The organism is Desulfobacter sp., assembly GCA_028768525.1.
In the GTDB taxonomy this organism is placed as follows: Bacteria; Desulfobacterota; Desulfobacteria; order Desulfobacterales; family Desulfobacteraceae; genus Desulfobacter.
The window spans coordinates 5,888,262-5,914,696 of sequence record CP054837.1 but is presented as its reverse complement, the minus strand read 5'-3'; the positions used below and the strand labels follow the sequence as shown (position 1 = coordinate 5,914,696).

The 26,435-nt window shown below is 50.6% G+C and carries 24 protein-coding genes and 2 tRNA genes; 12 read left to right on the top strand and 14 right to left on the bottom strand.

From position 1 onward, the window contains the following. Nucleotides 1–163: 163 nt before the first annotated feature. Complete coding sequence (locus HUN04_26105; GenBank protein WDP93006.1) at nucleotides 164–1,048, top strand: DMT family transporter; 885 nt, start codon at nucleotides 164–166, stop codon at nucleotides 1,046–1,048. Between the two features lie 18 nt (nucleotides 1,049–1,066). Here the strand turns inward: HUN04_26105 and HUN04_26100 are convergent, their stop codons facing one another. Beyond that, nucleotides 1,067–1,474, bottom strand: coding sequence for a hypothetical protein (locus tag HUN04_26100; protein ID WDP93005.1), 408 nt, complete (start codon nucleotides 1,472–1,474; stop codon nucleotides 1,067–1,069). Nucleotides 1,475–1,578: 104 nt separating this feature from the next. After that, on the bottom strand, nucleotides 1,579–2,244 hold the full coding sequence (locus HUN04_26095; GenBank protein WDP93004.1) for a uracil-DNA glycosylase: 666 nt from the start codon (nucleotides 2,242–2,244) through the stop codon (nucleotides 1,579–1,581). 279 nt (nucleotides 2,245–2,523) lie between these two features. On the opposite strand from HUN04_26095, the gene HUN04_26090 reads away from it, so the two are divergent. Beyond that, a complete protein-coding gene (locus tag HUN04_26090) occupies nucleotides 2,524–2,691 on the top strand; it encodes a hypothetical protein (GenBank protein ID WDP93003.1) in 168 nt (55 codons plus the stop codon). A 178-nt stretch (nucleotides 2,692–2,869) separates the two neighbouring features. Here HUN04_26090 and HUN04_26085 read toward each other — a convergent pair whose 3' ends face one another. Further along, the gene (locus HUN04_26085; GenBank protein ID WDP93002.1) at nucleotides 2,870–3,640 is read right to left on the bottom strand and encodes an amidohydrolase family protein; all 771 of its coding nucleotides are present in this window, start codon (nucleotides 3,638–3,640) and stop codon (nucleotides 2,870–2,872) included. Between the two features lie 352 nt (nucleotides 3,641–3,992). Between HUN04_26085 and HUN04_26080 the strand changes: the two genes are divergently transcribed. Both HUN04_26080 and HUN04_26075 read left to right on the top strand, forming a co-directional pair. After that, nucleotides 3,993–4,439: a hypothetical protein gene (locus tag HUN04_26080; GenBank protein ID WDP93001.1), complete on the top strand. Its 447-nt coding sequence runs from the start codon at nucleotides 3,993–3,995 to the stop codon at nucleotides 4,437–4,439. Nucleotides 4,440–4,475: 36 nt separating this feature from the next. Then, the gene (locus HUN04_26075; protein WDP93000.1) at nucleotides 4,476–4,934 is read left to right on the top strand and encodes a PEGA domain-containing protein; all 459 of its coding nucleotides are present in this window, start codon (nucleotides 4,476–4,478) and stop codon (nucleotides 4,932–4,934) included. 500 nt (nucleotides 4,935–5,434) lie between these two features. Here the strand turns inward: HUN04_26075 and HUN04_26070 are convergent, their stop codons facing one another. The 3 genes from HUN04_26070 to HUN04_26060 all read right to left on the bottom strand — a co-directional run bounded on the left by HUN04_26070 (nucleotide 5,435) and on the right by HUN04_26060 (nucleotide 7,023). After that, nucleotides 5,435–6,301 carry an IS3 family transposase gene (locus tag HUN04_26070; protein WDP92999.1) on the bottom strand — a complete coding sequence of 289 codons (867 nt, stop codon included), beginning with the start codon at nucleotides 6,299–6,301 and terminating at the stop codon, nucleotides 5,435–5,437. Nucleotides 6,302–6,333: 32 nt separating this feature from the next. Continuing rightward, nucleotides 6,334–6,603, bottom strand: a complete 270-nt coding sequence (locus tag HUN04_26065) for a transposase (protein WDP92998.1) — start codon at nucleotides 6,601–6,603, stop codon at nucleotides 6,334–6,336. 343 nt (nucleotides 6,604–6,946) lie between these two features. Next, nucleotides 6,947–7,023: transfer RNA gene (locus HUN04_26060), tRNA-Arg, on the bottom strand. A 138-nt stretch (nucleotides 7,024–7,161) separates the two neighbouring features. Between HUN04_26060 and tadA the strand changes: the two genes are divergently transcribed. From tadA to HUN04_26040, 4 genes are all read left to right on the top strand, one after another. Further along, nucleotides 7,162–7,656, top strand: a complete 495-nt coding sequence (tadA, locus tag HUN04_26055; GenBank protein WDP92997.1) for a tRNA adenosine(34) deaminase TadA — start codon at nucleotides 7,162–7,164, stop codon at nucleotides 7,654–7,656. Beyond that, nucleotides 7,616–8,902: an adenylosuccinate synthase gene (locus tag HUN04_26050; GenBank protein ID WDP92996.1), complete on the top strand. Its 1,287-nt coding sequence runs from the start codon at nucleotides 7,616–7,618 to the stop codon at nucleotides 8,900–8,902. Before tadA ends, HUN04_26050 begins: the two co-directional genes overlap by 41 nt. Before the next feature lie 46 nt (nucleotides 8,903–8,948). After that, nucleotides 8,949–9,025, top strand: a tRNA-Pro gene (locus HUN04_26045). Between the two features lie 115 nt (nucleotides 9,026–9,140). Next, on the top strand, nucleotides 9,141–10,277 hold the full coding sequence (locus tag HUN04_26040) for a HAMP domain-containing histidine kinase (protein ID WDP92995.1): 1,137 nt from the start codon (nucleotides 9,141–9,143) through the stop codon (nucleotides 10,275–10,277). 39 nt (nucleotides 10,278–10,316) lie between these two features. On the opposite strand, the gene HUN04_26035 is transcribed toward HUN04_26040, so the two are convergent. The 8 genes from HUN04_26035 to HUN04_26000 all read right to left on the bottom strand — a co-directional run bounded on the left by HUN04_26035 (nucleotide 10,317) and on the right by HUN04_26000 (nucleotide 18,458). After that, complete coding sequence (locus HUN04_26035; protein ID WDP92994.1) at nucleotides 10,317–11,453, bottom strand: TRAP transporter substrate-binding protein; 1,137 nt, start codon at nucleotides 11,451–11,453, stop codon at nucleotides 10,317–10,319. Between the two features lie 175 nt (nucleotides 11,454–11,628). Next, on the bottom strand, nucleotides 11,629–12,459 hold the full coding sequence (locus HUN04_26030; GenBank protein WDP92993.1) for a menaquinone biosynthesis protein: 831 nt from the start codon (nucleotides 12,457–12,459) through the stop codon (nucleotides 11,629–11,631). Then, on the bottom strand, nucleotides 12,449–13,537 hold the full coding sequence (locus HUN04_26025) for an amidohydrolase family protein (protein ID WDP92992.1): 1,089 nt from the start codon (nucleotides 13,535–13,537) through the stop codon (nucleotides 12,449–12,451). The genes HUN04_26030 and HUN04_26025 overlap by 11 nt, the downstream gene beginning before the upstream one ends. An 86-nt stretch (nucleotides 13,538–13,623) precedes the next feature. After that, a complete protein-coding gene (gene mqnC / locus HUN04_26020; GenBank protein ID WDP93410.1) occupies nucleotides 13,624–14,673 on the bottom strand; it encodes a dehypoxanthine futalosine cyclase in 1,050 nt (349 codons plus the stop codon). Between the two features lie 27 nt (nucleotides 14,674–14,700). After that, nucleotides 14,701–15,798, bottom strand: a complete 1,098-nt coding sequence (gene mqnE, locus HUN04_26015) for an aminofutalosine synthase MqnE (GenBank protein WDP92991.1) — start codon at nucleotides 15,796–15,798, stop codon at nucleotides 14,701–14,703. After that, complete coding sequence (locus HUN04_26010; protein ID WDP92990.1) at nucleotides 15,798–17,246, bottom strand: DNA topoisomerase I; 1,449 nt, start codon at nucleotides 17,244–17,246, stop codon at nucleotides 15,798–15,800. The genes mqnE and HUN04_26010 overlap by 1 nt, the downstream gene beginning before the upstream one ends. Before the next feature lie 5 nt (nucleotides 17,247–17,251). Further along, nucleotides 17,252–17,677 (bottom strand): hypothetical protein, encoded by a 426-nt coding sequence (locus tag HUN04_26005; protein ID WDP92989.1) that lies wholly within the window; start codon nucleotides 17,675–17,677, stop codon nucleotides 17,252–17,254. A 16-nt stretch (nucleotides 17,678–17,693) separates the two neighbouring features. After that, nucleotides 17,694–18,458 carry a ParA family protein gene (locus tag HUN04_26000; GenBank protein ID WDP92988.1) on the bottom strand — a complete coding sequence of 255 codons (765 nt, stop codon included), beginning with the start codon at nucleotides 18,456–18,458 and terminating at the stop codon, nucleotides 17,694–17,696. Between the two features lie 508 nt (nucleotides 18,459–18,966). On the opposite strand from HUN04_26000, the gene HUN04_25995 reads away from it, so the two are divergent. The 4 genes from HUN04_25995 (at nucleotide 18,967) to HUN04_25980 (ending at nucleotide 26,381) form a co-directional block, all read left to right on the top strand. Then, a complete protein-coding gene (locus HUN04_25995) occupies nucleotides 18,967–20,820 on the top strand; it encodes an SUMF1/EgtB/PvdO family nonheme iron enzyme (GenBank protein WDP93409.1) in 1,854 nt (617 codons plus the stop codon). Between the two features lie 15 nt (nucleotides 20,821–20,835). Continuing rightward, complete coding sequence (xerD, locus tag HUN04_25990; GenBank protein ID WDP92987.1) at nucleotides 20,836–21,741, top strand: site-specific tyrosine recombinase XerD; 906 nt, start codon at nucleotides 20,836–20,838, stop codon at nucleotides 21,739–21,741. 126 nt (nucleotides 21,742–21,867) lie between these two features. After that, the gene (locus tag HUN04_25985; protein ID WDP92986.1) at nucleotides 21,868–24,720 is read left to right on the top strand and encodes a response regulator; all 2,853 of its coding nucleotides are present in this window, start codon (nucleotides 21,868–21,870) and stop codon (nucleotides 24,718–24,720) included. A gap of 101 nt (nucleotides 24,721–24,821) precedes the next feature. Beyond that, the gene (locus HUN04_25980; GenBank protein WDP92985.1) at nucleotides 24,822–26,381 is read left to right on the top strand and encodes a PfaD family polyunsaturated fatty acid/polyketide biosynthesis protein; all 1,560 of its coding nucleotides are present in this window, start codon (nucleotides 24,822–24,824) and stop codon (nucleotides 26,379–26,381) included. The last annotated feature ends 54 nt before the right edge of the window (nucleotides 26,382–26,435 follow it).

Sequence of the window (26,435 nt, the reverse complement as noted above, 5' to 3'; positions counted from 1 at the left end):
ATGTTGACTGATAAATTGTTCCCCGCGACCTTCCCCGCCGGAATAAACCGGCGCATCTATCCTATGCAAGGGCGGTAATATACCAGAAAAAAACATCCGCCGCATCCCTAAAAATTCTTTTTTAACTGGATTATAGATAGTGGATACCCTATAAGAGAATGCCATGATGCCTGAAAACAAGCAGATTGACATAAAAGGAGTGGTGCTGCTGATTATTCTCTGCGCCTCCTGGGGGGTAAACCAGGTGGCCATCAAAATCGGAGTCACCCAAATCCCCCCGGTATTCCAGGCCGCACTCAGGTCCGCGGGTTCAGGCCTGCTGGTCATGCTATGGATGAAATTCAAAAACCAGCCCATATTTGCCAGGGACGGCACACTGCCATGGGGAATCATCATCGGCACCCTCTTTGCCGGCGAATTCATCCTGATCTACTGGGGCCTCGAGTTCACCAACGCCTCCAGGTCTGGCATTTTTCTGAACACCTCTCCTTTTGTGGTGGCCCTCGGTGCCCACCTCTTTGTAACATCAGAAAAACTGAGGCGCAGTCAGGTATTGGGGATGCTCATTGCCTTTTGCGGGATCATGATCGCATTCCATGAATCACTCAAGATGCCAAGCCGGGAAATGCTTCTGGGAGACGCCATGATACTTGGGGCAGCCCTGCTCTGGGGCACGGTTACCGTCACCATCAAGGCCTCTCCCCTCTCCCGCATCCCACCGGGAAAAACCCTGTTATACCAGCTGGGTATATCAGCCCCTATCCTTTTTGCAGCCTCAGCAGCCCTCGGGGAAACCGTGGGACTGAACTGGCGTCCTGAGGTCACGGCCTGCCTGGCCTACCAGATCCTATGGGTCGCCTTTATCACCTATATTGCATGGTTCTGGCTGATCCGGGAATATCCGGTATCCAAAATCGCCCCATTTACCTTTCTGACCCCTTTATTCGGGGTGGCAGCCGGTGCCGTTGTCCTGGGCGAGCCGCTGACGGCCGCCCTGATCTTTGCCCTTATCCTGGTGGGAACGGGTATTTATCTGGTAAACAGGTAATTATCTGGAAATTTCTGATCAAAACTGTTTAAAAATTCTGGCCAACGGGTGTCCCTTGGCCTCAATGCTCAGGTCGTTATAATAGCCGAACGCCGTTAAATCGGCCTCATACCCTGCCTTTATCAACCGGTTTTTTGCCCGTTCCAAAAGAGACTTTGCCTCATCAGGTCCGGCTTTTTCTTCTCCCAGGTGGGTAAAGGAATGGAGAAGCACCTTGGACACCTCCCATTTCCGGGCCACCCATTTGGCGTTTTTCACCAATTTGGTTTCCGCAGAACTGCCCGCTTCCACGTCCCCGGGCTCCACATGCACAAAGGCCACCACCACCTCATCCCGCTCACCGGACGCCGACTCCGGAACATCTTCAAGGGTCTTCATGGTCGGGGTCCAGACAAATCTGTCGCAATACCAGAACAAAACTCTCATATCATATGATCCTGTCACTTATCCTCATTATTTATTCAAACCCAGGGCAAATTCTTTTGCAGTCTATCCCAATCCACCCTTTCGCCTTGCCAATAACGCATCGCCTATCCACGAACTATTTGCAGGAATTGTTCTCTGAATTTTTCAGCCCCGCCCATAGCCGGATGCCTTACCTTTTCCGCGTGTATGCCGATCTTGTTTAAACTGATTTCGGCCTTATTTCCCAGGGCTATGATTTTTCTGAAATTGAAAACGTCTAAAAGCATCCTGATGACCACCTCGCCCTCCTTCAGCTCCGATACGGTTGGCGTTCTGTTGGATAAAATATTGCCACAGGCTTTATACGGATGCCATGGGAACGCATTCCAGAAAACAAAATTCCTGGTATCCAGCCCCTCACTTATCAATTTCCCCCAGACAATTGTTGCTGTGGGTTCATTGAAGCCGTCTTTGTGCCTCCTCTGGTTGCTCGTTCTGTTCAATGGGGTGTTGCACACATGTTCCGGAGCAATTCCCTTGTGCCCCATCTTTCCAAGAACAATTCTTTCCGAGGTCATCGGAATACCGGTAAAATGCCCGCCCTGGTATCCAAGTGCTTCAGCCAAGAGAAGGTATTCAGCCTCTTTGCGCTCAGCCAGATAGGATTTAAGATTGGATAATCTTTTTTTCGGTCCGTCCTTATCAATATCGTTGTCGGGGTCAGTGTCAACCCATGGATTAAAAACCAGGTTTGATTTGCATCTTCCTAAAGCATTATAAAATGATTTCAATTTACTTCCTTTATCCTTACTTTCCACTGGCCATTCGTCTTGAAAAATAAAACTATAACATCCACACAGGAAATCTCAATATCAGCATCTCTTTGCCTGTAGGCACAAAAAGCAATATTTTATAACTTTTTTTACCTAATTTTCATTCTTTTTTATCCACGGTTTCGCAAAGCCAAATCATACAAAACCATAAACCATTGATAATTAAGCAACATCTCTCCTGGCATCTATTTTGCTATCTACCATAGGCGAATATCGATCACACTCAGGAGGCCATAAATGAAAACAATACTTGTCCTGGCAGTAATTACAGCCTGCATACTCACCTCTTCTATTGCATTTGCAAATATCATTTCCTTTTCCCAGACAAAGTTTGACCCTGCATTCATGCTTGGTATTGGATTTTTCCTTCTTGGTCTTGCAGGGCTTGGGAGAAAATTCACCTAAATTTTTCTTAACCGCCTGACAACCATCAGTCATTTCAAGGCAAACTCTCCGCAGTCGCAAGGAGCAATTCAAGGTAAAGCCTATGTCTGAACATTTGTTTGCTTCGGTAGGGGGAAAATTTCCCGGCTGATCTTATAATCTGCAGTTCAATGCCGCCGGACGGAATGATATATAGAAGTCATATATTGCTCTCAGAGAGTAATCGAATTAAATTCCCGGATAAAACCGCCTTTTCAATAGCCTTCCTCAAATTAAGGTCTATGATTTTTTTGAGTTCGGCAGCAGGATCTCCAAATGGGAAATCCGACCCAAACATGATTCGCTCATATCCATAATTCTCCAGGTAATGCTCAATTTCATAAACAGATGCAAGGGCTGTATCCGCATATACTCTTGGATTTTCCCACAATCCTGCCTGGGCAATCTTTTTATACCCTCCGTTTAGCCCCCCGAGATGGGGAATGATAACCCGGGCATCAGGGGCGTAATTATTTATAAATTTAAGGGTATTGGAAAACTCCTCCTCCAGAACAACGGGCATATTTTTTTGGGTTATTGTCTTTATGGCAGCCTCGCACTTGCCCGAGTCATACTCATACTCAGGTTCTGAAGGATGTCGGTGCCATTTTATGCCCTTATGTTTAGAAGTGATCTGATCTACGGCAAAATCATTCCAGATAAAAAAATAGGGGATGACTTGAAGGTCATTGTTGCCAGCACTTAAAAGGTACCGGTTTGCCCGGGTCCGTCGATTGACCCAATAATCATTATCCTGGAAATAATAGTCAGAGCGGTCATATATTTCAGCCACCGGAGGAAAGGCAACGACGCCTGAGATCCCCGTGTGCCTTGCATAGGAAAAATAAGACTCAAAAGACTGGTCAAATGAATGATCCTGTATACCACAGTGGGCATGGGCATCAATTATGATAGGATCATCTGCGTTCATTACCAAAGGTCCTTGAATGAATTATTTATAGAATGGGGTTACCCAATTTAATTATCATATTCAATTTTGAGGATCAAAGTTTATTAATCATCCCCAGGAAAATTCACACAGGCCTGATTATTTTGGCATTGCACTCTTATCTTGTACGCGGGGCTTTATGGGGAAAATATTGGTCACTATCATCTCCAATTTGTCCAGACAAGCCCCGTTAATCCACATTGCCCATTTTTCCATTGCCTATTCATTGATATCGTGGCAATTACAAATCATGAAACCAAAATCCGGCCGAGACTGACATGATACAATCAAAGCAGGTTACAACCAGCTAGGCTTGAAAATCATAGGGAAACGCATGTACTTCAACGTAACATATTCGTCTATCTACAATTGGAAAGGTTCCGGAACCGAAAGAGAACAGAACAATCCAAACCTATTGGATTCGTTTTGTCACCTGATTATTGCCCAAGAAGCCATTACCGGCGCCACCTGGGTACTTCTAATAGACCAGGGAGATGACACTGGAATATCAACAACCAACAGTATTGAATACATTATCCCCCGAATTTGTGAAAAATTCACCTTGGAGATTTCCAATTTAAGAGCGTTTGAAGTCTGGCCACACCACAAGGATGACCCTAATCTTAAATACACAGAAATTGTTATATCCGATGTAAAATTTGACAACGAGGGGGATTGGGTTCTTCGCAACGCCTGGCGACCTGCGGATAAACGGGATGCCAAAATCCTGGAACAGCTCATTGAAACGGTTGGGGATAAAGTGATCCGGGAAGAAGAGTGATTCGTTTTTTTCGGTGCCTGTACAAGGAGGCATTCGATGAAAAGCTGTACCAAAATGACTAGAGGGATCAAAATGAAAAACTCATTGGCCATAAACTTTTTAATAGCTGCTGTGATTCTTTCTCTCTTGAGCGGCTGCAAGACGACACCCAAGCAAATATCCACTTCTCCTAAGAATCAAGTAAAAATTTTTCCAGTAAAAATAGTATCTGAGCCATCAGGTGCCAAAATTGAAGTCAACAAAAACTATGTTGGAGAAACGCCGCTAACAATCAACATAGAGGGATGGGAAACAACCCGCACATTTATTCGCAACTACTCAATTATTGCACACCCGGTAAAAGCAGGTGGTCAAATGCAGTCTAAATGGTACAGGGGTTGGAATGAACCAAGCCTATCCCGTGGAGATAAGATCCCGAACACGATCTATTTCAATATGAACCTGATTTACCCCACCCTTTTCCCCTCTGAAATTCCTAGGGCCGTTTTTCCCTGAATCAGAGTCATGCTATTTGATACTCTCGGCAATAGAATCCAGTATTGGCTCAATTTGATACCTTTTCTCTAAAGGCGCTCCGGCTTGAAAGATATACAAACGGTCATTCCCGGTAAGTTTTTAGCCTTTTAAAACTATCCGATTTGTGCAAATTGAGGATAACGAAAGCTAAATGCAATATTACCTTTTTACTAAAAGTTAGCGTCCATCTATTCGTAGAATCAGCTTTCGAGTTTTCCACCCCCATCTTAAGCACTGCATCGTGATTCATCACGTAATATTATTTAAAGTTTACCCAATTAACTACAAAATAAAGTTTTACGATTTGACTTGCCCCCTTCTTTAGTACAACCCGCAATGTTAGGAAGGCTCCGAATTTTCAAAATATTGTTGTTGTGTACCACTTCCTTTGCTACTTTTCAAATACCTGCCCAGGGGATAGGGCAACGCTGGGGAGCGACCCGAGCACTGCGGCAGGTGCCAATACGGATGGGCCATGTTCATAGCGTGGCCTTTTCCTTTGGCCCATCCGGATGGCCCGTAGGCGTTAAACCCCGGGGGCTTGGGGGCAGAGCCCCCATATAAGATTGTTCCCATTCCTTTCTAATGTTTTCCGGTGTCTGATATCCCAGGCTGCTATGCAATCTTTTCGTGTTGTAGTACTGGCGCCACGTCTCTATGATTGCCCTGGCATCCGGGACGGAATAGAAGACCTCCTGATTCAGACATTCGTCTCTGAACCGGCTGTTAAAGCTTTCTCCAAAAGGATTCTGCCATGGTTTGCCTGGCTCAATGTACTTGGTTTTCACCCCTTGCTCTTTGAGCCAGTCCTGGATTTTATATGCAATAAACTCAGGCCCATTATCGCTCCTGATGTATGTTGGAACCCCACGGGTTGCAAATAGAATCTGCAAAACGATTTTCACCTGTGAAGATGGTATTGAGGTATCAATGTGGATTGCCAGGCTTTCTCGTGTATATTCGTCAACCACCGTTAAAAATCTCAGCCGCTGCCCTTCAAGGCAGGAATCTTCCATGAAATCATAGGTCCATACATGATTGGGATACTTCGCTGATATTGGCAGCGTTGTCCCCTTGCCACGCCGCCTCTTGCGCCTGACCCTCGGCACGCACAGCCCTTGTTCCTGCCAGAGCCGCTCGACTTTCTTATGATTGATGATCATCCCGGATCTGACCAACTGCATATGGGCCTGGCGGTACCCATGCCTCGGATACTTACCAGAGAATGTTCTTAGCCAGATAACCAAAACAGTGTCATCCCTTGGGTTTGCTTGGTATCTGTAGCTTGACCGACTTATCTTCAAAAACAGACATGCTTTGTATTCTGAAAGGCCCCGTTCCGTCATAGTATGTACGGCTTTCCTGCGATCCGGGACCTTTACCACTTTTTTGAGACCACCGCCTTTAGAGCATCAACTTCGAGGTCCCGTTCAGCCAGGAGCCTTTTTAATCGTACGTTCTCCTTCTCCAACTCTCGCAGCCGCTTTACATCCGGAACGGACATGCCACCGTATTTCTTTTTCCAGCGGTAATAGCTTTGCTCGGAGAATCCTCCCAGCTTGCAGAATTCAGCGATAGGTCTTTCCTGTTTCTCGGCTTCAAGCAGAATTTTGACGATCTGTTCTTCAGAATAGCGTTTCTTTTTCATCTTGATCTCCTTTTTAGCTCGGAGATCCTAACATATCACATTGTACTGTTTTTGGGGGGCATGCCCCACCACTACAACACAATCAAGGAATCACTCAAGACTACCTGACCGTGTTCTTTTAGTTCTGTGATATGGAATGGGGGTCAGCTTGAGAAACATTTAGAAATGAGGACCGTTTTTCAATCAGGGAAAATGTGATTGGAAAAAGAAAAGCGGAACAACCTTCACTTTATATCATTTTAAATCAGCCCCCATCACTTAGAAAGTGGGGGCTATGTGGGGGTAGCTTACCAAAAAACTAAAAAAGGCTTCCAACCTGAAGGCTGAAAACCCTTGCTGTTTGTGGCGCGCCCGGCGCGATTCGAACACGCGACCCCTTGATTCGTAGTCAAGTACTCTATCCAGCTGAGCTACGGGCGCCCAAACAACTCGGACTTTATACCAGAGGCTTTTAGCTATGTAAAGCTATTTTATGGATCTCGTGAAGTTTTTTTTACCCCAGGCCGGATTAATAATTTGACCTTGAAGAAAAAGGCTTATATAAGTGTACGTTGGAAGATGAATGATGAATACTACATGATGCTTGCCATTAAGGAGGCACAAAAAGCAGAAGAGATGGATGAAGTCCCGGTGGGGGCTGTCATTGTGGATGAGAACCAGCGGATCATCGGCCGGGGGTTTAACCGGCCCATTTCTACCCATGATCCTACGAGCCATGCGGAAATCAATGCCATACGCGCGGCCTGTAACCGCCTGAACAATTACCGTCTGCCTAAAACCAGCCTCTATGTGACCATCGAACCCTGCATCATGTGTATGGGCGCCATTATTCATACCCGGATCGACCGGGTTGTTTACGGTGCGCCGGATCCCAAATGGGGGGCGGCCGCTTCATTATATAAAATGGCGGAAGATCATCGATTGAACCACAGCCCGGAAATTGTGCCGGGCATATGCGAAGAAGAAGCAAAAGCGATTATTAAAGGCTTTTTTAGAAAAAAAAGGAGAAACCGTGACAAACACAGTTGTTGTGGGAACCCAGTGGGGGGATGAAGGAAAAGGAAAAATAGTTGACCTGCTCAGTGAACATGCGGACTGCGTGGTCAGATTCCAGGGCGGAAACAATGCCGGGCACACCATGGTAGTTAACGGCAAGGAAATTATCAGCCACCTGATTCCTTCAGGCATCATCCAGCAGAAAAAATGCTACATCGGAAACGGTGTGGTGGTCGACCCCTTTGTACTTTTAGATGAAATCGATTACCTGACTGATAATAATATTGATGTCTCCCCGAAAATGCTGAAGGTAAGTAACCGGGCCCACATCATCATGCCTTACCACCAAGAAATTGATAAGGCCAGGGAAGAGAAAAAGGGAAAAAACAAAATCGGAACCACCGGCCGGGGCATCGGCCCCTGCTACGAGGATAAGGCGACCCGCAGGGGAATCAGATTCTGTGACCTGCTGGATTTTGATTTGTTCCAGGAAAAAGTCATCACCATCATGGAGGAAAAAAACTTTTACCTGAAACATTATTTCAAGGCTGAAACCCTGGATCCGGAGCTTGTCATCGACCAGTTCAAAAAAGTAAGGGAACGCCTGCTCCCATACATTGATGACGTATCTGTTTCCCTGTTCGAAGGCATCAAGCAGGGAAAAACAGTTTTGTTCGAAGGCGCACAGGGCACTCACCTTGATATTGAACACGGCACCTACCCCTTTGTCACCTCCTCATCCACTGTATCCGGAAATGCAGCCAACGGTTCCGGTGTGGGACCTGGACAGCTCAATGAAATCATCGGCATTGTAAAAGCCTATACCACCCGCGTGGGAGCGGGTCCCTTCCCCACAGAACTCTTCGACGAAACAGGTGATAAAATTCAGAAGACCGGTGCAGAATTCGGGGCCACAACGGGCCGCAAGCGCCGCTGCGGATGGCTGGACATGGTCGTACTCAGAAATTCCGCCCGGCTGAACAGCCTCACCGGACTGGCCATCACCAAGCTGGACGTTCTGGATGATCTGGATGAAATTAAAATCTGCACCGGGTACAGCTACGATGGCAAGGTCATTGAACATTTTCCTCCTGAAATCAAAATTCTTGAAAAATGCACCCCGGTGTATGAAACCCACCCCGGCTGGAAGGAAAATACTTCAGGCATCACTGAATACGACCAACTGCCTGAAAAAGCAAAAAATTACCTTAAACGTGTGGAAGAGCTTTCCGATGTTAAAATCAAAATTGTATCCGTTGGTCCGGGCCGGGAAGCAACAATTATAAAAGAAAGCATTTTCTAAATTGACTTTTCTTTTTTTTTGGTATATCTAATAGCGTCTTCAGCGTCGGGATGTGGCTCAGCCTGGTAGAGCACCTCGTTCGGGACGAGGGGGTCGGAGGTTCAAATCCTCTCATCCCGACCAGCTTTTAAGACAGTTTCATAAAAACAAGCGCTGCTTTGTCAGCGCTTTTTTTATTGACAGAAATCCGCTCCACACTTATCCTCACTTTCAACGTATCATTATTGCGAGAGAAGTTATGGATACATATTTTGCCCCGGCACGCCGAACAGACCGGCGGAAAATAAGGAATCAGATAAAGGATATCAGCAAAAGCCCGGTAATGAATGCTGTGCTGGAAGTTTCCTCCGGGATTCTGGTGGTATTGAATCAGGACCGGCAGATCGTTGCGCTGAATCATGTTTTTTTGGAGGAACTCGGCCTGCCAGACATTGAAGATGTACTGGGATTGAGGCTCGGGGAAAGCCTGCGCTGTATCCATGCATTTAAAGAGCCGTCGGGCTGCGGCACCACAGAGCACTGCGAAACATGCGGTGCGGCGATTGCCATGATGTCGGCCATTGACGACGACATCGAAAAGGAACAGATCTGCGCTCTTGTATCCGACCGGAAAGGGAGTATTTCAGATATCTGCCTCAAGGTACGTGCCAAACCCATCACAGTTGACGGGAACCGCTGGATTCTATTTTACGCCCACGATATAACCCAGCAGCAATTTTGGCTGAATATGGATCGCGTCTTTTTTCATGATATCAACAATACCCTGACCGCCCTTTACGGCAATGCCCAGATGCTGCAGATGACCGAACCGGATAACCGGGATATCGCCGCCATTTGCAGAAGCATCGAACGGCTGGTAAATGAAATTGGCGTTCAAAAAGAGTTTTCCCACCACAGGGATGCCGCATACACACCGGTTACACTTCCTGTCTGCATGAGCCAGATCAAAAAGGAACTGGAAGGAATCATCAGCGGCCACAAAGCCTCTTCCGGCAAAAGGATTTCATCCGACTGGCCCAAAGAGGATATCATCCTGAACACGGATCACCTCCTCCTGGCGCGGGTACTCGGCAACATGGTGATCAATGCCCTGGAGGCCACACCGCCGGCGGGAGAGATCCGCATCGCCGTCACCCTCCTGGACAATACCTCAGTAAAATGGGAAATCTGGAACCGGTCACACATCCCGGCTCCGGTGCAAAAACGGATATTCCAACGGTATTACAGTTCCAAGACAGGAAAGGGCCGTGGGCTTGGCACCTATTCAATGAAATTATTCGGTGAATCCTATTTAAAAGGTAAGGTTGCCTTTACCTCCTCTCCGGAAAAGGGCACCACCTTTACCTTTACCCTTCCCTTGGAGGCCGGTGACTGATTGGCCAGCTACCGGTTAAACAGACTTTAATAAAGCCATTTATAACTGGTACATCTCTTCGCTGGTGCGTTGCCAGCCGGCGGCATGGCTTTGGAACCGTCGATAGGACGCATAAACACGCCGGCTAAGGCGGTCTGCGCCTCCGGCTTCGGCCACCACTGTTCGGGCGATGCGCTCCAGCCCCTGAAGCACCGGCTTTGGAAACCTTCGAAGCTGGACCCCGTTGCGGGAAACAAGAGTTTTCAAGGCCCTGGAGTTCCGTTCCTCATATTCAGCCAGCATCCAGGTATTGCATCGGCTCGCAGCGGCCTCCACTATGGCTTTAAGATCAGCGGGCAGGCTTTTCCAGGCGTCAAGGTTCACCATGGCTTCAATACCCGTACCTGATTCCTGCCATCCCGGATAGTAATAATATCTGGCGGTCTTATGCAGCCCCATTTCCAGATCATGGTAGGGGCCGGCCCATTCCGTGGCATGGATGAGGCCCCCGGCCAAACGGTTTCGGATTTCCCGGCCGTCGACCACAACCGGCTTTCCCCCGGCCCGCTCAAGGACCCTGGCGCCAAGGCCGCCAATCCTCATCTTCAGGCCCTTCAGGTCTTCCATGGTATTGATTTTCCGGTTGAACCAGCCCCCCATCTGCATACCGGTGTTGCCCGCCGGAAAGGGTTTCAGGTTAAACCGGGCATAGACCTCGTCCCAGAGAGCCATGCCGCCCCCGGAATAAAGCCAGGTATTCAGGGCCTGGGCGTTTAATCCAAAGGGGACAGCAGAAAAGAAATACATGGCCGGTGATTTATGGGCCCAGAAATACGAGGCGCCGTTCCCCATTTCAATTTCACCATTGCTTACGGCATTAAAAATTGTCAGCGGCGGTAAGGCATCATCTTCGCCCAGGATCCGGATATTAAGCCTGCCGCCGCTCATCTCGCCCACCCAGCGGGAAAAGTTCTCAGCCCCCTCCCCCAGTATGGGAAAGCCGGCGGGCCATGCGGTTGCCATGCGCCATTGAATGGCGTTCCCGGTCCGGACTTGCTTTTCTCCCGCTGCAGCAGCAACTTTTGACGGGGCACCGCCCAGCACGCCGGCGACACCGGCAGCTCCAACGGCAGCACCAACCCCCACGCATTTGATGAACTCCCGCCTCCTGTTTTCCGGCCTCTTCTTATCCGGCATAAGCGGTCTCCTTTCCGGTTGAGTCGTTACAAAGATGACTTCCATAAAAAACAGTCACGCATTCGCAGTTTTTCACCTCTGGCGAGACGCCCTGGGTAAAATGAATCGGCCACCATGGCTGTTATTAACAGCCATAGTACAAAAAATTCATAGAAGTCAAGGCTGTGGCCGGAAATCAGGGGGTAAAAAACTTAATCTCAGCCTTACGGGCCAAAATGCCTTGGTCATGGAGAGAATCGAAGAAAACTCCCATGGCCCTGACCTTGGACCTGTCGAGGTCACAAATGAGCAACTCATAATATAATTTGATCAAATCACTGGAAAGGCAGAGCTTTTTCTGCCCGGCTCTGATAACGGTATCAAGATTCTTATATCCCATGGCCATGGAGGAAAGCAGCAGGTTATGGGCCGCAGCCGTCATATCCGGGTATTTCTCTGCAAAGGACTTTCTGACCACCCAGAGGGCAAAAACAAAGGGCAGGCCCGTCATCTCATGCCAGACCCGCCCCAGGTCAAACCGGTTTTTGAAACGCCGTTCCCAGGGCTGGGTCAGGGCGGTATCCCCGATGACCATTATCGCGTCCACATCTGCCGGCACCTGGTCGATGGCGGTCACGGATCCGACCCTGAACCGGGGGGTAATCCCCCTGCGGGAAAAAATCATTTTCAGCAGCGAGGAAGAGGTGGCCGACTCATTGGAAAACATCACCTGTTTTCCGCTTAGTTCGTCCAGGGGATAATTGCTGGCGCAGATTACGCTGAGCACGTCACCGTTGCAGGAAATGGAAAGATCCGGCAGCACCAGGAGGTCTTCGTGGTTCATGGCGTAGAAGGCCGCCGATATCGGACTGATATCTATCTCCCCCTTTTTGATACTGGCATTCAGGGCCGTGGGCACATCAGGCACCAGTTTCAGCCATTTGGGAAGCATGCCGTGGTCCAGGCCGTAATAGACCGGAGAGGCGTTGATATAGGAAATTTTTCCCATTAATACATTAGATTTCATTGGCGGTCAGTCTTTCAAAAATTTGATTTTGGCCGGATACAGATAGGTTTGCATATAAAAAACAGGCAGGCTTCCCAGGGGAGAGCTCTCCCCAATTCTGCCCAACGCCCAAGGCCCTGGCCCCGTATACCGTAGCCATTGAAAATAGTATTTCGGGCCGGAGGTCCGGATATTTGCGCCGGATAAAGGCCATTTCATCAAACAGATTCAAGGAATCGCAGGAGGCCAGGCTGTCCGTTCCCAGGGCCGGTTCAATCCCCTTTTCAAGCATGAGGCCAATATCGGGCAGGCGCCGGTGGAGGTTTTCGTTGCTCCTGGGGCAGATACAAACCCGCGTGCCGGTCCGGGCCAGAATCTCCATGTCCCGGGCATCGGCCCGGAGCAGATGGACAGCCAGGGTCCCGGGCCCTAAAATGCCCAGGCGGTTCAAATACCAGACCGGGGTGGTGTTGCCCAGAGGCCAGTCCCCGGTATCAATGCCCCTGGCGGCCAGAAAATCGGCCCAGGCGCCGGCGCCTGTATCCAGAAACTCCGATTCCGTCCGGGATTCAGCCAGGTGGATGGAAAAGACAAGGCCGCTGGCTTGGGTGATCTTTTTCAGCCGGCAAAGCCTGTCCGGCCCTGTGGTATGCGGGGCATGTCCGGCCATGGAATAGGAAAGGTCCGGTGATTTTTCAAGGCCGTCACTGATATCCATTCCCCCTAAAATTTCCTGGAACCAGACCCCGGAAAGCCCCAGGTTCCTGAGGATGTCCCGGGTAATACCAAGGGTGGAAATTTCACCGACCACCCCTGTGCCCATGATTGGAAGGCGTTCAGCTTCGGCGGCGGCAGCCTCCCGAAGGCGCTCCGTTCCAATGGCTTCCCGCCTGGCGAGCAATTCCTGCACCCATACCGCAAATCCCCGGTCAAAGGGGACAGCGCCGTGGAGCGCGGACAATTCCAGGTGGGTATGGGCATTGACCAGTGCCGGCAGTATGACGCCCGGTCCCAGATCCGTCACCGTCCCCCTGGGTTTTACCCTGGAAACGGATTTAATCTTTCCATTTTCGGTTTCAATATATCCGTTTTCAATCACCTGATCCCGGCTGCAGACAATCCAGCGACTGTGGAAGCAGCCCCCGGCAGCCGGATGAATGAATCTTATTCCGGATCCGGGTCGGCTCATAGCAGGTTGTAGTAGCAATCACGCTGCCGGGGCTCAAACCCTGCGGTTTCAATGAGGCGGCGCAGTTCGCTTTCAGGCAGCATGAAATCCACCCCTGCCGAGGCCACCACGTTTTCTTCGATCATGGTGGACCCCATATCATTGGCACCGAAAAACAGGGCGGCCTGGGCGATCTTGTCCCCCTGGGTCACCCAGGAGGCCTGGACATTCTCAATATTGTCCAGAAAAACCCGGCTCAGTGCCAGGACTTTTAGATATTCGGCACTTGTTTTTTTCCTCACATGGATCTTAGTGTTGGTGGGCTGGAAGGTCCAGGGAATAAAGGCGGTGAATCCGCCTGTTTCATCCTGGAGGGAGCGGATTTTTTCCATATGCTCTATGAGATGGATATCTTCTTCCAGGTGGCCGAACATCATGGTGGCCGAAGACCGCATACCAGCCTTGTGGGCTTTGCGCATGACCTCAAGCCAGGCATCGGCCCCGCATTTGTTGGGAGACGCCTTATGCCGGATGTCGTCGCAGAGAATTTCCGCCCCGCCCCCGGGAATGGAGGCAAGCCCCGCCGCCTTGAGGCGGGCGATGGTGGCTTCAACGGTCAGTCCTGATTTATGGGCAATAAAATCAATTTCCGGTGGAGAGAACCCGTGAATGTGGATGGGATAATTCCCTTTGATGAACCTGAGCATCCCCTCGTAAAACTCAATGCCCAGGTCCGGGTGCATCCCCCCCTGAAGCAGGATCTGGGTACCGCCGAGGTCCAGGGTTTCCTGAATTTTGGCCCCCAGTTCCTCCTGGGAAAGAATATATCCCTTTCCAGAACCGGGGGTGGCATAAAAGGCGCAGAATCTGCATCCGGACACGCACACATTGGTATAGTTTATATTCCGGTCCACCACAAAGGTGACCCGCTTTTCCGGATGGAGTCGGAACCGTCGGGCGTTGGCAAGCCCGCCCAGGGTCAATAGATCGGCATGGCGTAGGAGTTCAAGGGCCTCTTCGCCGCTGATGCGCCGGTCTGCCTGGATATTTTCAATAATATGTTTCATTTCTCGCTGCATCTTTTTCTGCCCGTTTTATGAATTGGCGGCAACCGGATTGTAAAAGGAATCCCGTTGCACCGGCTCAAATCCGGCTGCCCGGATCATGTGCACCATCTCATCCCGGGCCAGCCCCTTGGCGGACTTGGCCCCTGCCGTATGGGTAATCCGCTCCTCGATGATGGTCCCGTCCAGATCATCGGCTCCGAAATTCAGGGCCACCTGGGCCAGGGACTCGCCGATCATCACCCAATAGGCCTTGATATGGTCAAAGTTGTCCAGCATCAGCCGGGCTGCCGCAATATTCTTCAGATCGTCCACCGCCGTTGTCGGGGGCAATTCCTCAAGCTGGGTATTCTGTGAGTGGAAGGCCAGGGGAATAAAGGCGGAAAACCCGCCGGTCTCGTCCTGGATCTCCCGAAGCTTCATCAGGTGTTCCACCCGTTCCTCCATGGTCTCTATGTGGCCGTAGAGCATGGTGGCATTGGTCTTTATTCCGGCCCGATGAACGGTTTTGACGATTTCAAGCCACCGCTGGTGGCCGATTTTCTTAGGAAACAGCGCATCATGGATTCTGGTGTTCAGCACCTCAGCCCCTCCGCCTGGCATCATGTCCAGGCCGGCGTCCTTTAGCCGCGCCACGGTATCTTCAAGGCTCAGCCCCGACAGATTGGACAGATAATCTATCTCCACGCAGGTAAATGCTTTGACGGCCGCCCCCGGCCGGATCCGCTTCACCGTTTTTAGCAAGTCGATGAAATACTCAAAGGTAAGCTCTTCATTGAGGCCGCCGACGATGTGAAGCTCGGACACGGGCTCGTCAATCCGTTCCAAAAGTCGCTTTTCAATCTCGGCAATGGGCCAGATATAGGATCCGTCTTCCCCCCTGTCCTTGGCATAGGCACAAAACTTACACCTGTTTTTACAGATATTGGTGTAATTCAGGTGCTGGTTATAAACATAAAAGGCTTTTTTGCCGTGCCGGGCCTGCCGCACATGGTCGGCTATCCTTCCCAGCCCCTGGAGGTCCGGGGTATCATAAATACAAATCCCGTCTTCCTTGGAAAGACGGGAACCCTGCCGCACCTTGGCGAAAATACGCCCAAGCCGGTCGTCCATAAAAGGAATTTCCATTACCGCCTCTTTCGTCTCCTTACAATTTTCTTTTTCTTTTTTTTGGGTGCGGCCGCATCCGCTGCTGCCGCCATATTTTGTTTGGGGTCAAGAAGGTTGTTTTGGGTATAGGAACAGGCTGCCCGGGGGCACTTCAATCCTTTTTCCCCTGTCGGGCTATCCATTTCAGTTAAAAAAGGATTTTTGCACAGCGGACATTCAAAATGATACGGTTTATCCCAGGACACAAACCGGCAGTCCTTCCGGCTGCATGAAAAAAAGACTTTTCCCTTTTCTGTGGTCTTTTCTTCTATTTTGCCTTCGGCGCACAGGGGACAGGGCATGGCCAGTTCCATTTCAAATGCAGCGATACGGGATTCGATATCATCCTCGTCCCCGGGATCTTTGCCACCCTCAGTCCGGGCGCTTTCCGCCCTGCGGGCTTCCTCTTCTTTGAGACGGATCTCCTCTTCCAGCGCCTTGAGCCGGGCCTCTTTTTCAGCCATCAGCGCTTCCCTGGCCTCCAGTTCGGCGGCCTTTGCTTTTGCCTCCCTGGCCTCTTCCCTTACAGATTCCAGGGTTTTCTCCATCTCGTCCAGGGCCTTGAGCTGGCGGGCAAGGTCTGCTGCAGCCTCTTCGGCCTCTTTTATTTTCTCATCCTTTTCGGCCAGTTGCCGGGCAAGGTCTGCAGCCTTTCTGGCCACCTCTTCGGCATGGCGGATTTCCTGCTTTTCCGCCTCAATTTCCTCTTTGGTCGGCCCCTTGTCGAACACATCCTGGACCTTGACCCGCTCCCGGTATTCTCCGGTTTTCTTTTTCCGGGTCCGGATCAGCCGTGAGAGGCGGTTAAGGTTCTCTTTTTTCAACTGAGTGGAAATTTCTCTGGACCTGGCCGTAACGGTCTGCTGGACCCCCTCAGCCATTTCGCTGGCCCGCTGTTCGGCCCGGTCCTGGGATACGGCAACGCCTCGGGTTTTCAATGAACTGGCAAAGCTCTGCTTGGCCAGTTCCAATGTCTTTCTTCCGGAGTTCACCTCGTCGTTCATCTGGAGGACAAAGGCAATGAGATTCATGCCCTGCATCCCCGGGAACATGGAATCCAGAAGGCCGGCCATCATGAAAGCGGCCATTTCAGCCCTGAGTTCGCCATTGGTTTGGCTGATATAGCCACTGTTCAGGGAGGCGGTAATGGCGCTTTTCAGATAATCATCATTATCCAGGCCGATATCCACCAGCTCAGAAGTAAAACTGTCCACGGTGTAACGCTCAGGGGGAAAATCCGCATACTGTTTTATCTCCCGTTCCCGCTCCACAATAATGGTAACACATGAAATGGTGGCCAGATTAAAGGACATCATGGCCGAATCGGAATCCACATCAATGAATGCGACAATTTCCCTGGTAAGGATTTCATCCAGATGGCTTCTGACATCTTCCGGGGTGGTGCCGTTTTCCTGAACCGATTCCATCTACCTTATTCTCCTTCTTTATTGATTTCAGAGATCATATCCGCAATTTCCGAAACCATCTCCCCCCCTCTGGCCTGGCGCTCCTCTGGCGGCATTCCTGACAGGGGGCCGTTCTCCATTGTGGCCTCTCCTGGTTCATCCTCTTCTCCGGCTGCAGGATCGTCCTCTTTCCGGGTGCTGATCTCAAGACATTCTCCTTCCCGGTTGAATATCACCGAGAGGGGAACCTTGATTTCAAAATCGAATTTATACGCAATCTCATTATTGTGGACAATCAGGTTGCCGTCTTTGTAGTCCACATCGTCCTGAACTGAAAATCCGTGTTTGTCCAGGAGCATCTGTTCAATGGCATCCCAGTCAAGCTCGGCATTGATCGTATCAATAAATTCCTTCTCACTTTCCTGGATAGATTCTGAATTTGTAAGCTTCAAAGGATCACCTCAATTTTCAGTTAAACGAAAGGATGATTTCCCTGGCAAGGCCCAGATATGCCCGGGCCGCCGGGGCATTTACATCATAAAGCACCAGCGGGGTCTTTTTGCCGACGGCTTCCTGAACCGTTCTGTCATCAGGAATACGATTGTCATAGAGCAGGTCCCGCATGCCGCTGCCCCCCCCATCAACATCCCCGTCTGCCCAGTCCTGGGAATCGCTGCACCTGTTCAGGGAAATACCGGCTATTTTCAAATCCCTGTCATGGGACTTGCGGATATATTGGACGGATTTCAGCAAGGCGTAAAAATCCCCGATCCAGCCATCTTCCCCGCTCATTGCAGCGACCAGCCGGTCCGCGGCGGTCATGGCCGCAATGCTCAAAAAACCACAGGATGACGGGGCATCCAAAATAATAAAATTGTAATCCCGGCGGATATCTTCCATGAGCAACCTAAGTATTTTCTCGTTGGCTGCTGCTCTGGACAGGTTCAAGGAAAGGGCAAATAAGTCCGTGCCTGCCGGAAGCACATCCAATGAGGGGAACTGAGTTTTGACCACCGCCCGGTCCAGGGGAGTCTTTCCCCTCAGCACCGAGGCCAGGTCAAAAGGGCATTGGACTGTCTCCACGCCGGACCACCGGCTTACCGCCCCCAAAGGATCGCAGTCAACCAGAAGAACTTTTTTATTATAAAGGCCCATGGAAGCAGAAAGATTCAAGGCGGTTACGCTTTTTCCCGACCCGCCCCTCGGCCCTGAAATTGTCAATATATGGCTCATAGTTTCTATATTCTTAGCATATTTCTAAAAAATAGCAACGGAAAAGGTCGGTTTACGGGGCTTCTGCCCTATGGCGACTGATAAATCGTTCGGTTGAAATCTCCTTGCGGATATATCATAATACAGAAGCGTTGACACCATAAGGAATCTGACCACATCTAAACTAATTAGGAGAGCCGCTCCCTTGGCCAATGTATCCATTACATTATCCGGCATTCACCAGACCATAGAGAACCTCAACTACAGGCCCGGAACAGTAAAATACAAAGCGGTTCAGGCCATTCGGTCATTTTATCCCTCCGAAGACGCCCTGAACGAATTAACAGCCATAGATGCGGACGCCCTGATCCGACGGATATGGGATACCGGGGATAATCCAGCCAAAATCAGATCCAAACGGCGTAATTTTACCAGCCTCAGGTCTTCCATCAATTCGGATTTGAACAAATTGGTCAAAAAAGAGTTGAATCCGGAAAACATCATCATTACCGAAACCAATATCTTTGATATGACCGAGGAGGCCAAAACCAGCCTGCTTCACTCCTTTACCGACGCGGTTAAGACAGGTGATATTGACCTGGCCAAGGCCACCGACATCCTCAAGGCTGTAACTGACTTTCTGGACGAAATCGATATTACCGCTACCCAGGATCAATCCCTGGACATCATAGAAGAAATTAAAAAAGTGTTGTCCCGGCTGGGGGGGCATATTCTGGAAGGTGACGCCGAAGAAGATATAGAAGAAGTCGAGATTGATGAAGACGAAGACATAGAAGAGGTTGAGCTGGATGAGGATGAAGAGATAGAGGAAATCGATGATGAGCCTATTGATGAAGACCTGGATATCGAAGAAATAGAGTTGGATGAAGATGAAGACATTGAAGAAATCGAACTGGATGAGGATGAGGAAATTGAAGAAGTTGAGTTGGATGAAGACGAAGAGCTGGAGGAGGTGGATGAAGATCTTTTAGATGAAGACGACATTGAAGAGGTTGAACTGGATGAAGATGAAGACATTGAAGAGATTGAACTGGATGAGGACGAAGAATTAGAAGAAATCGATGATGAGCTCATGGATGAAGACCAGGACCTCGAAGAAATCGAGTTGGATGAAGATGAAGAGCTCGAAGAGGTGGATGAAGATCTTTTAGATGAAGATGACATTGAAGAGGTCGAACTGGATGAAGACGAAGACATTGAAGAGATTGAGCTGGATGATGACGAAGAATTAGAGGAAATCGATGATGAGCTCATGGATGAAGACCAGGACCTCGAAGAAATCGAGTTGGATGAAGATGAAGAGCTCGAAGAGGCGGATGAGGATCTTCTAGATGAAAACGACATTGAAGAGGTCGAACTGGATGAAGACGAAGACATTGAAGAAATTGAGCTGGATGAAGATGAAGAATTAGATGAAATTGAAGAACTGGATATTGACGAGGATGAAGAGGTAGAGGAGATCCAGTTAGACGAGAATGAAGAGTTAGAAGAAGTCGATGAGCTTGACGAAGAAGAGCTTGACGCCCTGGAGGAATTCAGAAAAGCAAGGGAACTGGCCGAGCACTTTGACGATTCCCTGGGAGACCGGGAAAAAAAATTCAATGCCTATGTCAAAATCCCCCAGGGCATTTACACCGTCGGTACCCGCAAATCTCTGAAAACAAGCCTTGAACTCCAGCAGTTTGAAATGCCCCTGGTCTATATAGGGAAATTTCCCGTGACCAATGCATTGTTTGAAATCTTCATCGAACAGACCGGATATCTGACCACGGCGGAAAAAAAAGGTTACGGCGTGGTCTACCATGCCCGGTATCAAAAAAAGGGGAACCGGTCCTCCTGGCGGAAACAGGCGGGATTCAGGGATGTGAAAGGGGCGTGCTGGTATCAGCCCGACGGCCCCGGATCATCCCTCCATGACAAACGGAATCATCCCGTGGTCCAGGTCAGCGTTGAAGACGCACTCGCCTACGCCTCCTGGATCGGGCGCCGCCTGCCCACGGAAGCGGAATGGGAAGCCGCCGCCCGGACGGACCTGGGCTTTAAATACCCCTGGGGCAGCACCTTTAACCCCAAAGCGCTGAACATCGAACAGACCGGTTTTTCAGCCACCTGTGCAGTGGATACGTTTGAGGCCCATGCCAATGAATTCGGCATGTCGGATATATTAGGCAATGTCATGGAGTGGACAACGGACAGGCAATATCCCCCGGTCAATACCAAAGGAAACCAAAAATATAATGTGGCCAAGGGCGGGGCCTGGAATGCAACGGAGAGCGTCACCATCAGCTCCCGGGGACTGTTTAAGCAGGATTTCACCGCCAACACCATTGGATTCAGATGCATCTCGGAACTATTTCAATAGGAAGATACCCCCACCATGACCCAAACCACTGATCTAAACCAATGGGCAGATGCCTACATTGATTTTCTCCTCATTGAAAAGGGACTCTCCGCCAACAGCATAGAGGCCTACACCGCAGACCTGATCTCCTATATCACATATCTGGAAGGCAACAAGATCACGGACATCTCCCAAACAGATACCGCCGCAATTCTCGGCTGGCTCGTCCACCTGACCCGCAACGGCCTTTCCCCCAAATCCAGGGCAAGGCATTTGACCACCATCAGGGGGTTTTACAAATATCTCTCCGGAGAAAAGCGGATCACTAAAAATCCCATCAAAGATGTGGAACTGCCTAAAACGGGCCGAAGCCTTCCCAAAGTCATTTCTGTTGCCGAGGTGGAGCTTCTGTTGGCAGCGGGCGATCCCAGGAACCCCAGGGATTTGAGAAATATTGCCATGATGGAAATCATGTACGGAGCGGGGTTGCGGGTGTCGGAACTGATCAGCTTGAAACTCAACGATGTCAATCTTGAGGCAGGATTTGTCCGGGTCATGGGTAAGGGGTCCAAGGAACGCATGGTCCCCATGGGTACCCAGGCCAGGCAGACCACCGGCAAATGGATAGAAACGGGACGCCCCCTTGTCCTCAAGCAGTATACCTCGGACTGGCTTTTTGCCGCCCGGGCCGGCAAGCCCATGACCCGCCAGGCCTTCTGGAAAATCATTAAAAAATATGCCGCAATTGCCGGCATCTCCCGGAATGTCAGCCCTCACACCCTGCGCCATTCCTTTGCCACCCACCTTCTGGAAGGGGGGGCGGACCTGCGGTCGGTGCAGGCCATGCTGGGCCATTCGGATATTTCAACCACCCAGATCTATACCCACATTTCCAGGGAGTATCTGGTAAAAATGCACCAGGCCTTCCACCCCAGAAGCTGACTGAAAATAAATTGGGTGCAAGCCCCTCTCACCTGTGGTAAGGTTGGAAACATCCGATTCAACCGTTATTTTAAAATTAACCCCTGAACAGGTACCTTGCAGGCCAATGGGAAATAAACTGCGAATATGCAGAAACCATTATTTCATACCATAAGGCCGGGCTTGCTCCTAGTGTGCGTCGCCGCCATCCTGACGGGCTGTGCCCGGGAAAAGGCAGCCGTCAGCACCATCCGGATTTACCCGGCCCCCTACAGGATGCAGATATCGTATCCCATCCAGGACCAAACCGATCTGCCGGCAATCCCCCGCCGTCCATATACCGGCGGTGCCCTCCCGCCCGGGCTGGATAAAGATGCCCAACTGACCTTTTCGGCCGATTTTTATATTCCTAAAGATTTAAGGAACAGGCCCCTGCTCCTTTTTATCCCGGCCCTCCCCTATCCGATGACAATACATATCAATGGCTCTCTTGTTTTTATCGGCGGTACCCCCGCCTCCCGGACCCGCCTGGACAAGTATTACGGAGAGCGGGAGTTTATCGCACCTGAAGTACTTAATACCGACGGCCCCAACCGCCTGACAGTAATGATCGTCCCCAGGCAGATGAGGCTGGCCCTGCCCGACATATTTTTCGGCGGCTATGAAGATGTCTCCTCAACAGCAGTCTGGTATAACATTGGTAAGTACAATCTGATTTTCGGCTTTTCCATGCTCAGTCTTTTCCTGAGTATTGCCTTTGCACTCTTCTGGGCCGGTACGGGGCTCAAGAACATGAATCAGATTTATTTTTCCCTGACCTGTTTTATGCTCTGCACGGCCTACCTGCATCTTTGTTTTGCCAACCCGGCCATGGACGGGCTTTTTTTCTGGCAGTTATCCCGGTTTAGCTTTTCGGCATCCATCATCACTGTGTTCTTCTTTGTCATGGATTTTATCGGAGCACGTCGACTGACCCACTCCCGTCCCGCCAACCTGGCAGGAACCGGCCTGCTTATCCTGATGGCCCTGCTTTTTTTTACCCGGGAAACCAAACACGAAATTCACCTGGCTTTCTCACTCACCTCTGCCTGGCTCATCGGGCCGGGGCTGGTAACCGTGCTTCTGATCCTCTTATGGGACATGATCCGAACAAGACGCAAGGCATCCGTGATTATGGTTGTTTCTTTTTCACTCACCGCCCTGGCGGCGTTCAGGGATCTGGCCTTTGAACGCAGTTTTACTCAGGCCGACGTATGGGTCCTGCCCATAGGGTATATGGCAATGGAAATCGGCATGATAATGGTTTTGGTGCTTGAACAGAAAAAAATGTTCACCACAATTGCCCGACAGAAAAAGGAAACCGAACAGATGAACCGGCAGCTTGCTCTGGCCAAGCAAAAGGCCGAACAGGCCAATCAGGCAAAAAGCAGATTTCTTGCGACCATGAGCCATGAAATACGAACCCCCATGAACGGAGTAATCGGCATGAACCGGCTCCTCATGGATACCAGTCTGACGCCGGACCAGACCAGCTATACCATGGCCATCAAAGAGAGTTCGGAAACGCTTTTAACCCTCCTTAACGACCTTCTGGATTTTTCAAAAATCGAAGCAGGAAAAATGGTATTGGAAGAAACCGAGTTCAATATCCATACCCTGTTGAATAACCTGGCCTATACCATGGGCTTCCGTGCCAGGGAAAAAGAGCTGGACCTGATCTTTGAGCCCGATTCCAGAATTCCTCCCTTTGTAACTGGGGACCCGGTCCGGCTGCGTCAGGTTCTGACCAACCTTGTGGACAATGCGCTGAAATTCACCCCCCAGGGATGGATTAAAATCCGTTCTGAACTGGCGGACCGTAAGACCGGCCACCTCGTGGTTCAATTTTCCGTTACAGATTCAGGCATCGGTATTCCCGAAAAAAAGCAGAAATTACTTTTTAAGGATTTTACCCAGGCCGATGCCTCGGATACGAGAAAATTCGGGGGAACCGGGCTGGGACTGGCCATATGCAGGCAACTGACCCGGCTTATGGGCGGTGATATCCAGGTATCCAGCGAACCCGGGCAAGGCAGTTGCTTCACCTTTGCCATTCGGATTAAAACATCCCCAAGAGCTATGAATAAAATAAACCACGACAAAATGGCTGGGGTAAACGTTCTGGTCATAGATCCGGACCCGGCATCGGAAAAGGAAACCGTTCGGCTCCTTGAGTCTTGGTTACTGAAGGTGGAATCGGTGCAAACCGGGGCCTCGGCCATCAACCGATTTAAGACCGCCGCCCAAAAAAACGCCCCTTTTCATATTGCGCTGCTGGATCCGGACCTGCCAGATACGGACGGCCCGACATTTGTCCGGACCCTCATCCAAAACAATGCCCTGTCCGACGGCAAAACCGCTCTTGTGGTAACCCCCCGTCCGGGCCGCCGGGGAGATGCCGCCCTGTTCGAGTCCGCCGGAGCGGTTGCCTATTTCACCAAACCGGTAAACCCTTCGGATCTGTACAACTGCATGATCATGCTCAGGGAGCAGGAGGGCAAGACCGGGGACACTCAGGATAAACTGATCACCACCCACAGCATTCATACCCGTAAAAACGCAGCATTCAACCTCCTTCTGGTGGAAGACCATCCCATCAATCAGAAGGTGGCAAAGGGAATGCTTGCCAAACTGGGCTTCAGGACCGATATCGTCCCGAATGGTCAACAGGCCCTTACAGCCCTGGAAACCAAAGCCTACGATCTTGTCCTCATGGACTGCCAGATGCCGGTGATGGACGGATACCAGGCCACACAGGCCATTCGCAAAGCCCCTCCCCACCGCCTTGATAACAAAATCCCCATCATAGCCATGACGGCCAACGCCACAGCGCCGGACCGCCAGAAATGCCTGGATTCCGGCATGGATGACTATATTTCCAAACCCATCCGGCCGGAGCTGCTCTCCGCCATTCTTGACAAATGGCTGCTCCATCCCCGGCCAGGCCGGAAGGAACACTGATATGAGCAAGGCACTGATATGAGCATTGATCACAGGCCCCCACCTATGGTAAAAGACTGCCTTGAGAATTCACCATTAACCCTATGCTGAAGAAAAAATATATGACATCCCAATCTGTTTTACATGAAGCCCTTACCCGGGTTGCCACTCCTTTTCTCGTAACCGAGTCCCAGGGGGAAATTCTCGTTGAAGAAAAGGCAGACCTCACCGTTCCTTTGCAACCCGGCCAGGCTATTTTGCCGGCTGTCACACCCAAAAGCCTGGGTGACCCGGAATTCCGGAAACGACATGGCCTGGCATATCCCTATGTGGCAGGTGCCATGGCCAACGGGATCTCATCCACCGGCCTGGTCAAAACCATGGCCGAAAACGGAATGCTGGGTTTTTTCGGTGCCGGAGGCCTTAGCCTCGAACAGATCGAAGCTGCCGTCGTTGAGCTAAACAGCACCCTTGGCCATAAACCAATGGGGTTCAACCTTATCCACAGCCTGGGGGATCCGGACCACGAAATGGCCACGGTTGAGCTATACCTGCGCCACGGGGTCCGCTTGATATCGGCCGCCGCATTCATGCGTATGACCCTGCCCCTGGTTTATTTCCGGGTCAAGGGTATTTACAGGGACGAAAACAATGGGGTGGTCACCCCAAACCAGATCATCGCCAAAGTCTCAAGGATAGAGATTGCCAGACAATTTTTTGCCCCGCCGCCGGAAAACCTGGTGAACCAGCTGCTGGCAGCCGGAAAAATAACCCGGGAGGAGGCCGCGCTGTCAAAGGAAATCCCCATGGCCCAGGACCTTACTGCGGAAGCGGATTCCGGGGGCCATACCGATAACCGGCCTGCCCTGGCCCTGCTGCCCACCATGATCGCCTTGAAAAACCAGTGCATGGAGACCTACAACTACTCATCCCCTCTTTGTGTGGGCCTGGCCGGGGGGATTGCCACCCCTGAATCGGCCGCCGCGGCCTTCAGCATGGGGGCCGCTTATATTCTCACCGGTTCTGTGAACCAGTCCTGTGTGGAAGCCGGCATCTGCGAGGACGTCAAAAAACTGCTCTGCCAGGCAGAGCAGGCAGATGTGGCCATGGCACCGGCCGCTGACATGTTTGAAATCGGGGCCAAGGTCCAGGTGCTCAAACGGGGGACACTCTTTGCCGTCCGGGCTGAAAAGCTTTACCAGTACTACAAAAATTACACCCGTTTCGAAGACCTGCCTGAAAAAGCCAGAACAGAGATCCAGGACAAATTCCTTCTTACGGACTTTGAATCTGCCTGGCAGTCCACAAGGAAATTCTTCCTGGACCGCGGCAACCCCAAGGAGGTGCAGCGGGCTGAACAGGATCCCAAACATAAAATGGCCCTGGTGTTCAGATCCTATCTGGGCCAGTCCTCACGATGGGCCATCCGTGGCCTGCCGGAACGGCGCATGGACTATCAAATCTGGTGCGGCCCAGCCATCGGAGCCTTTAACCAATGGGTGAAGGGCAGCTTTCTGGAAGACCATGACAAGCGATGTGCAGCGGAAATCGGGCTCAACCTGCTCTTCGGTGCCTGTGTTCATACCCGGACCGCTTTTTTAAGGGCCCAGGGCATTGATGCCGACGGCGGCGCCACCGCCTTTTCCCCCTTGGAAAAAGAGAGGCTGTCCCAGCTGATTTAAGGGGCTGTTTTAATGTAAAACTTTTGTCAATTCCCCCGTGGACGGATGATTCTG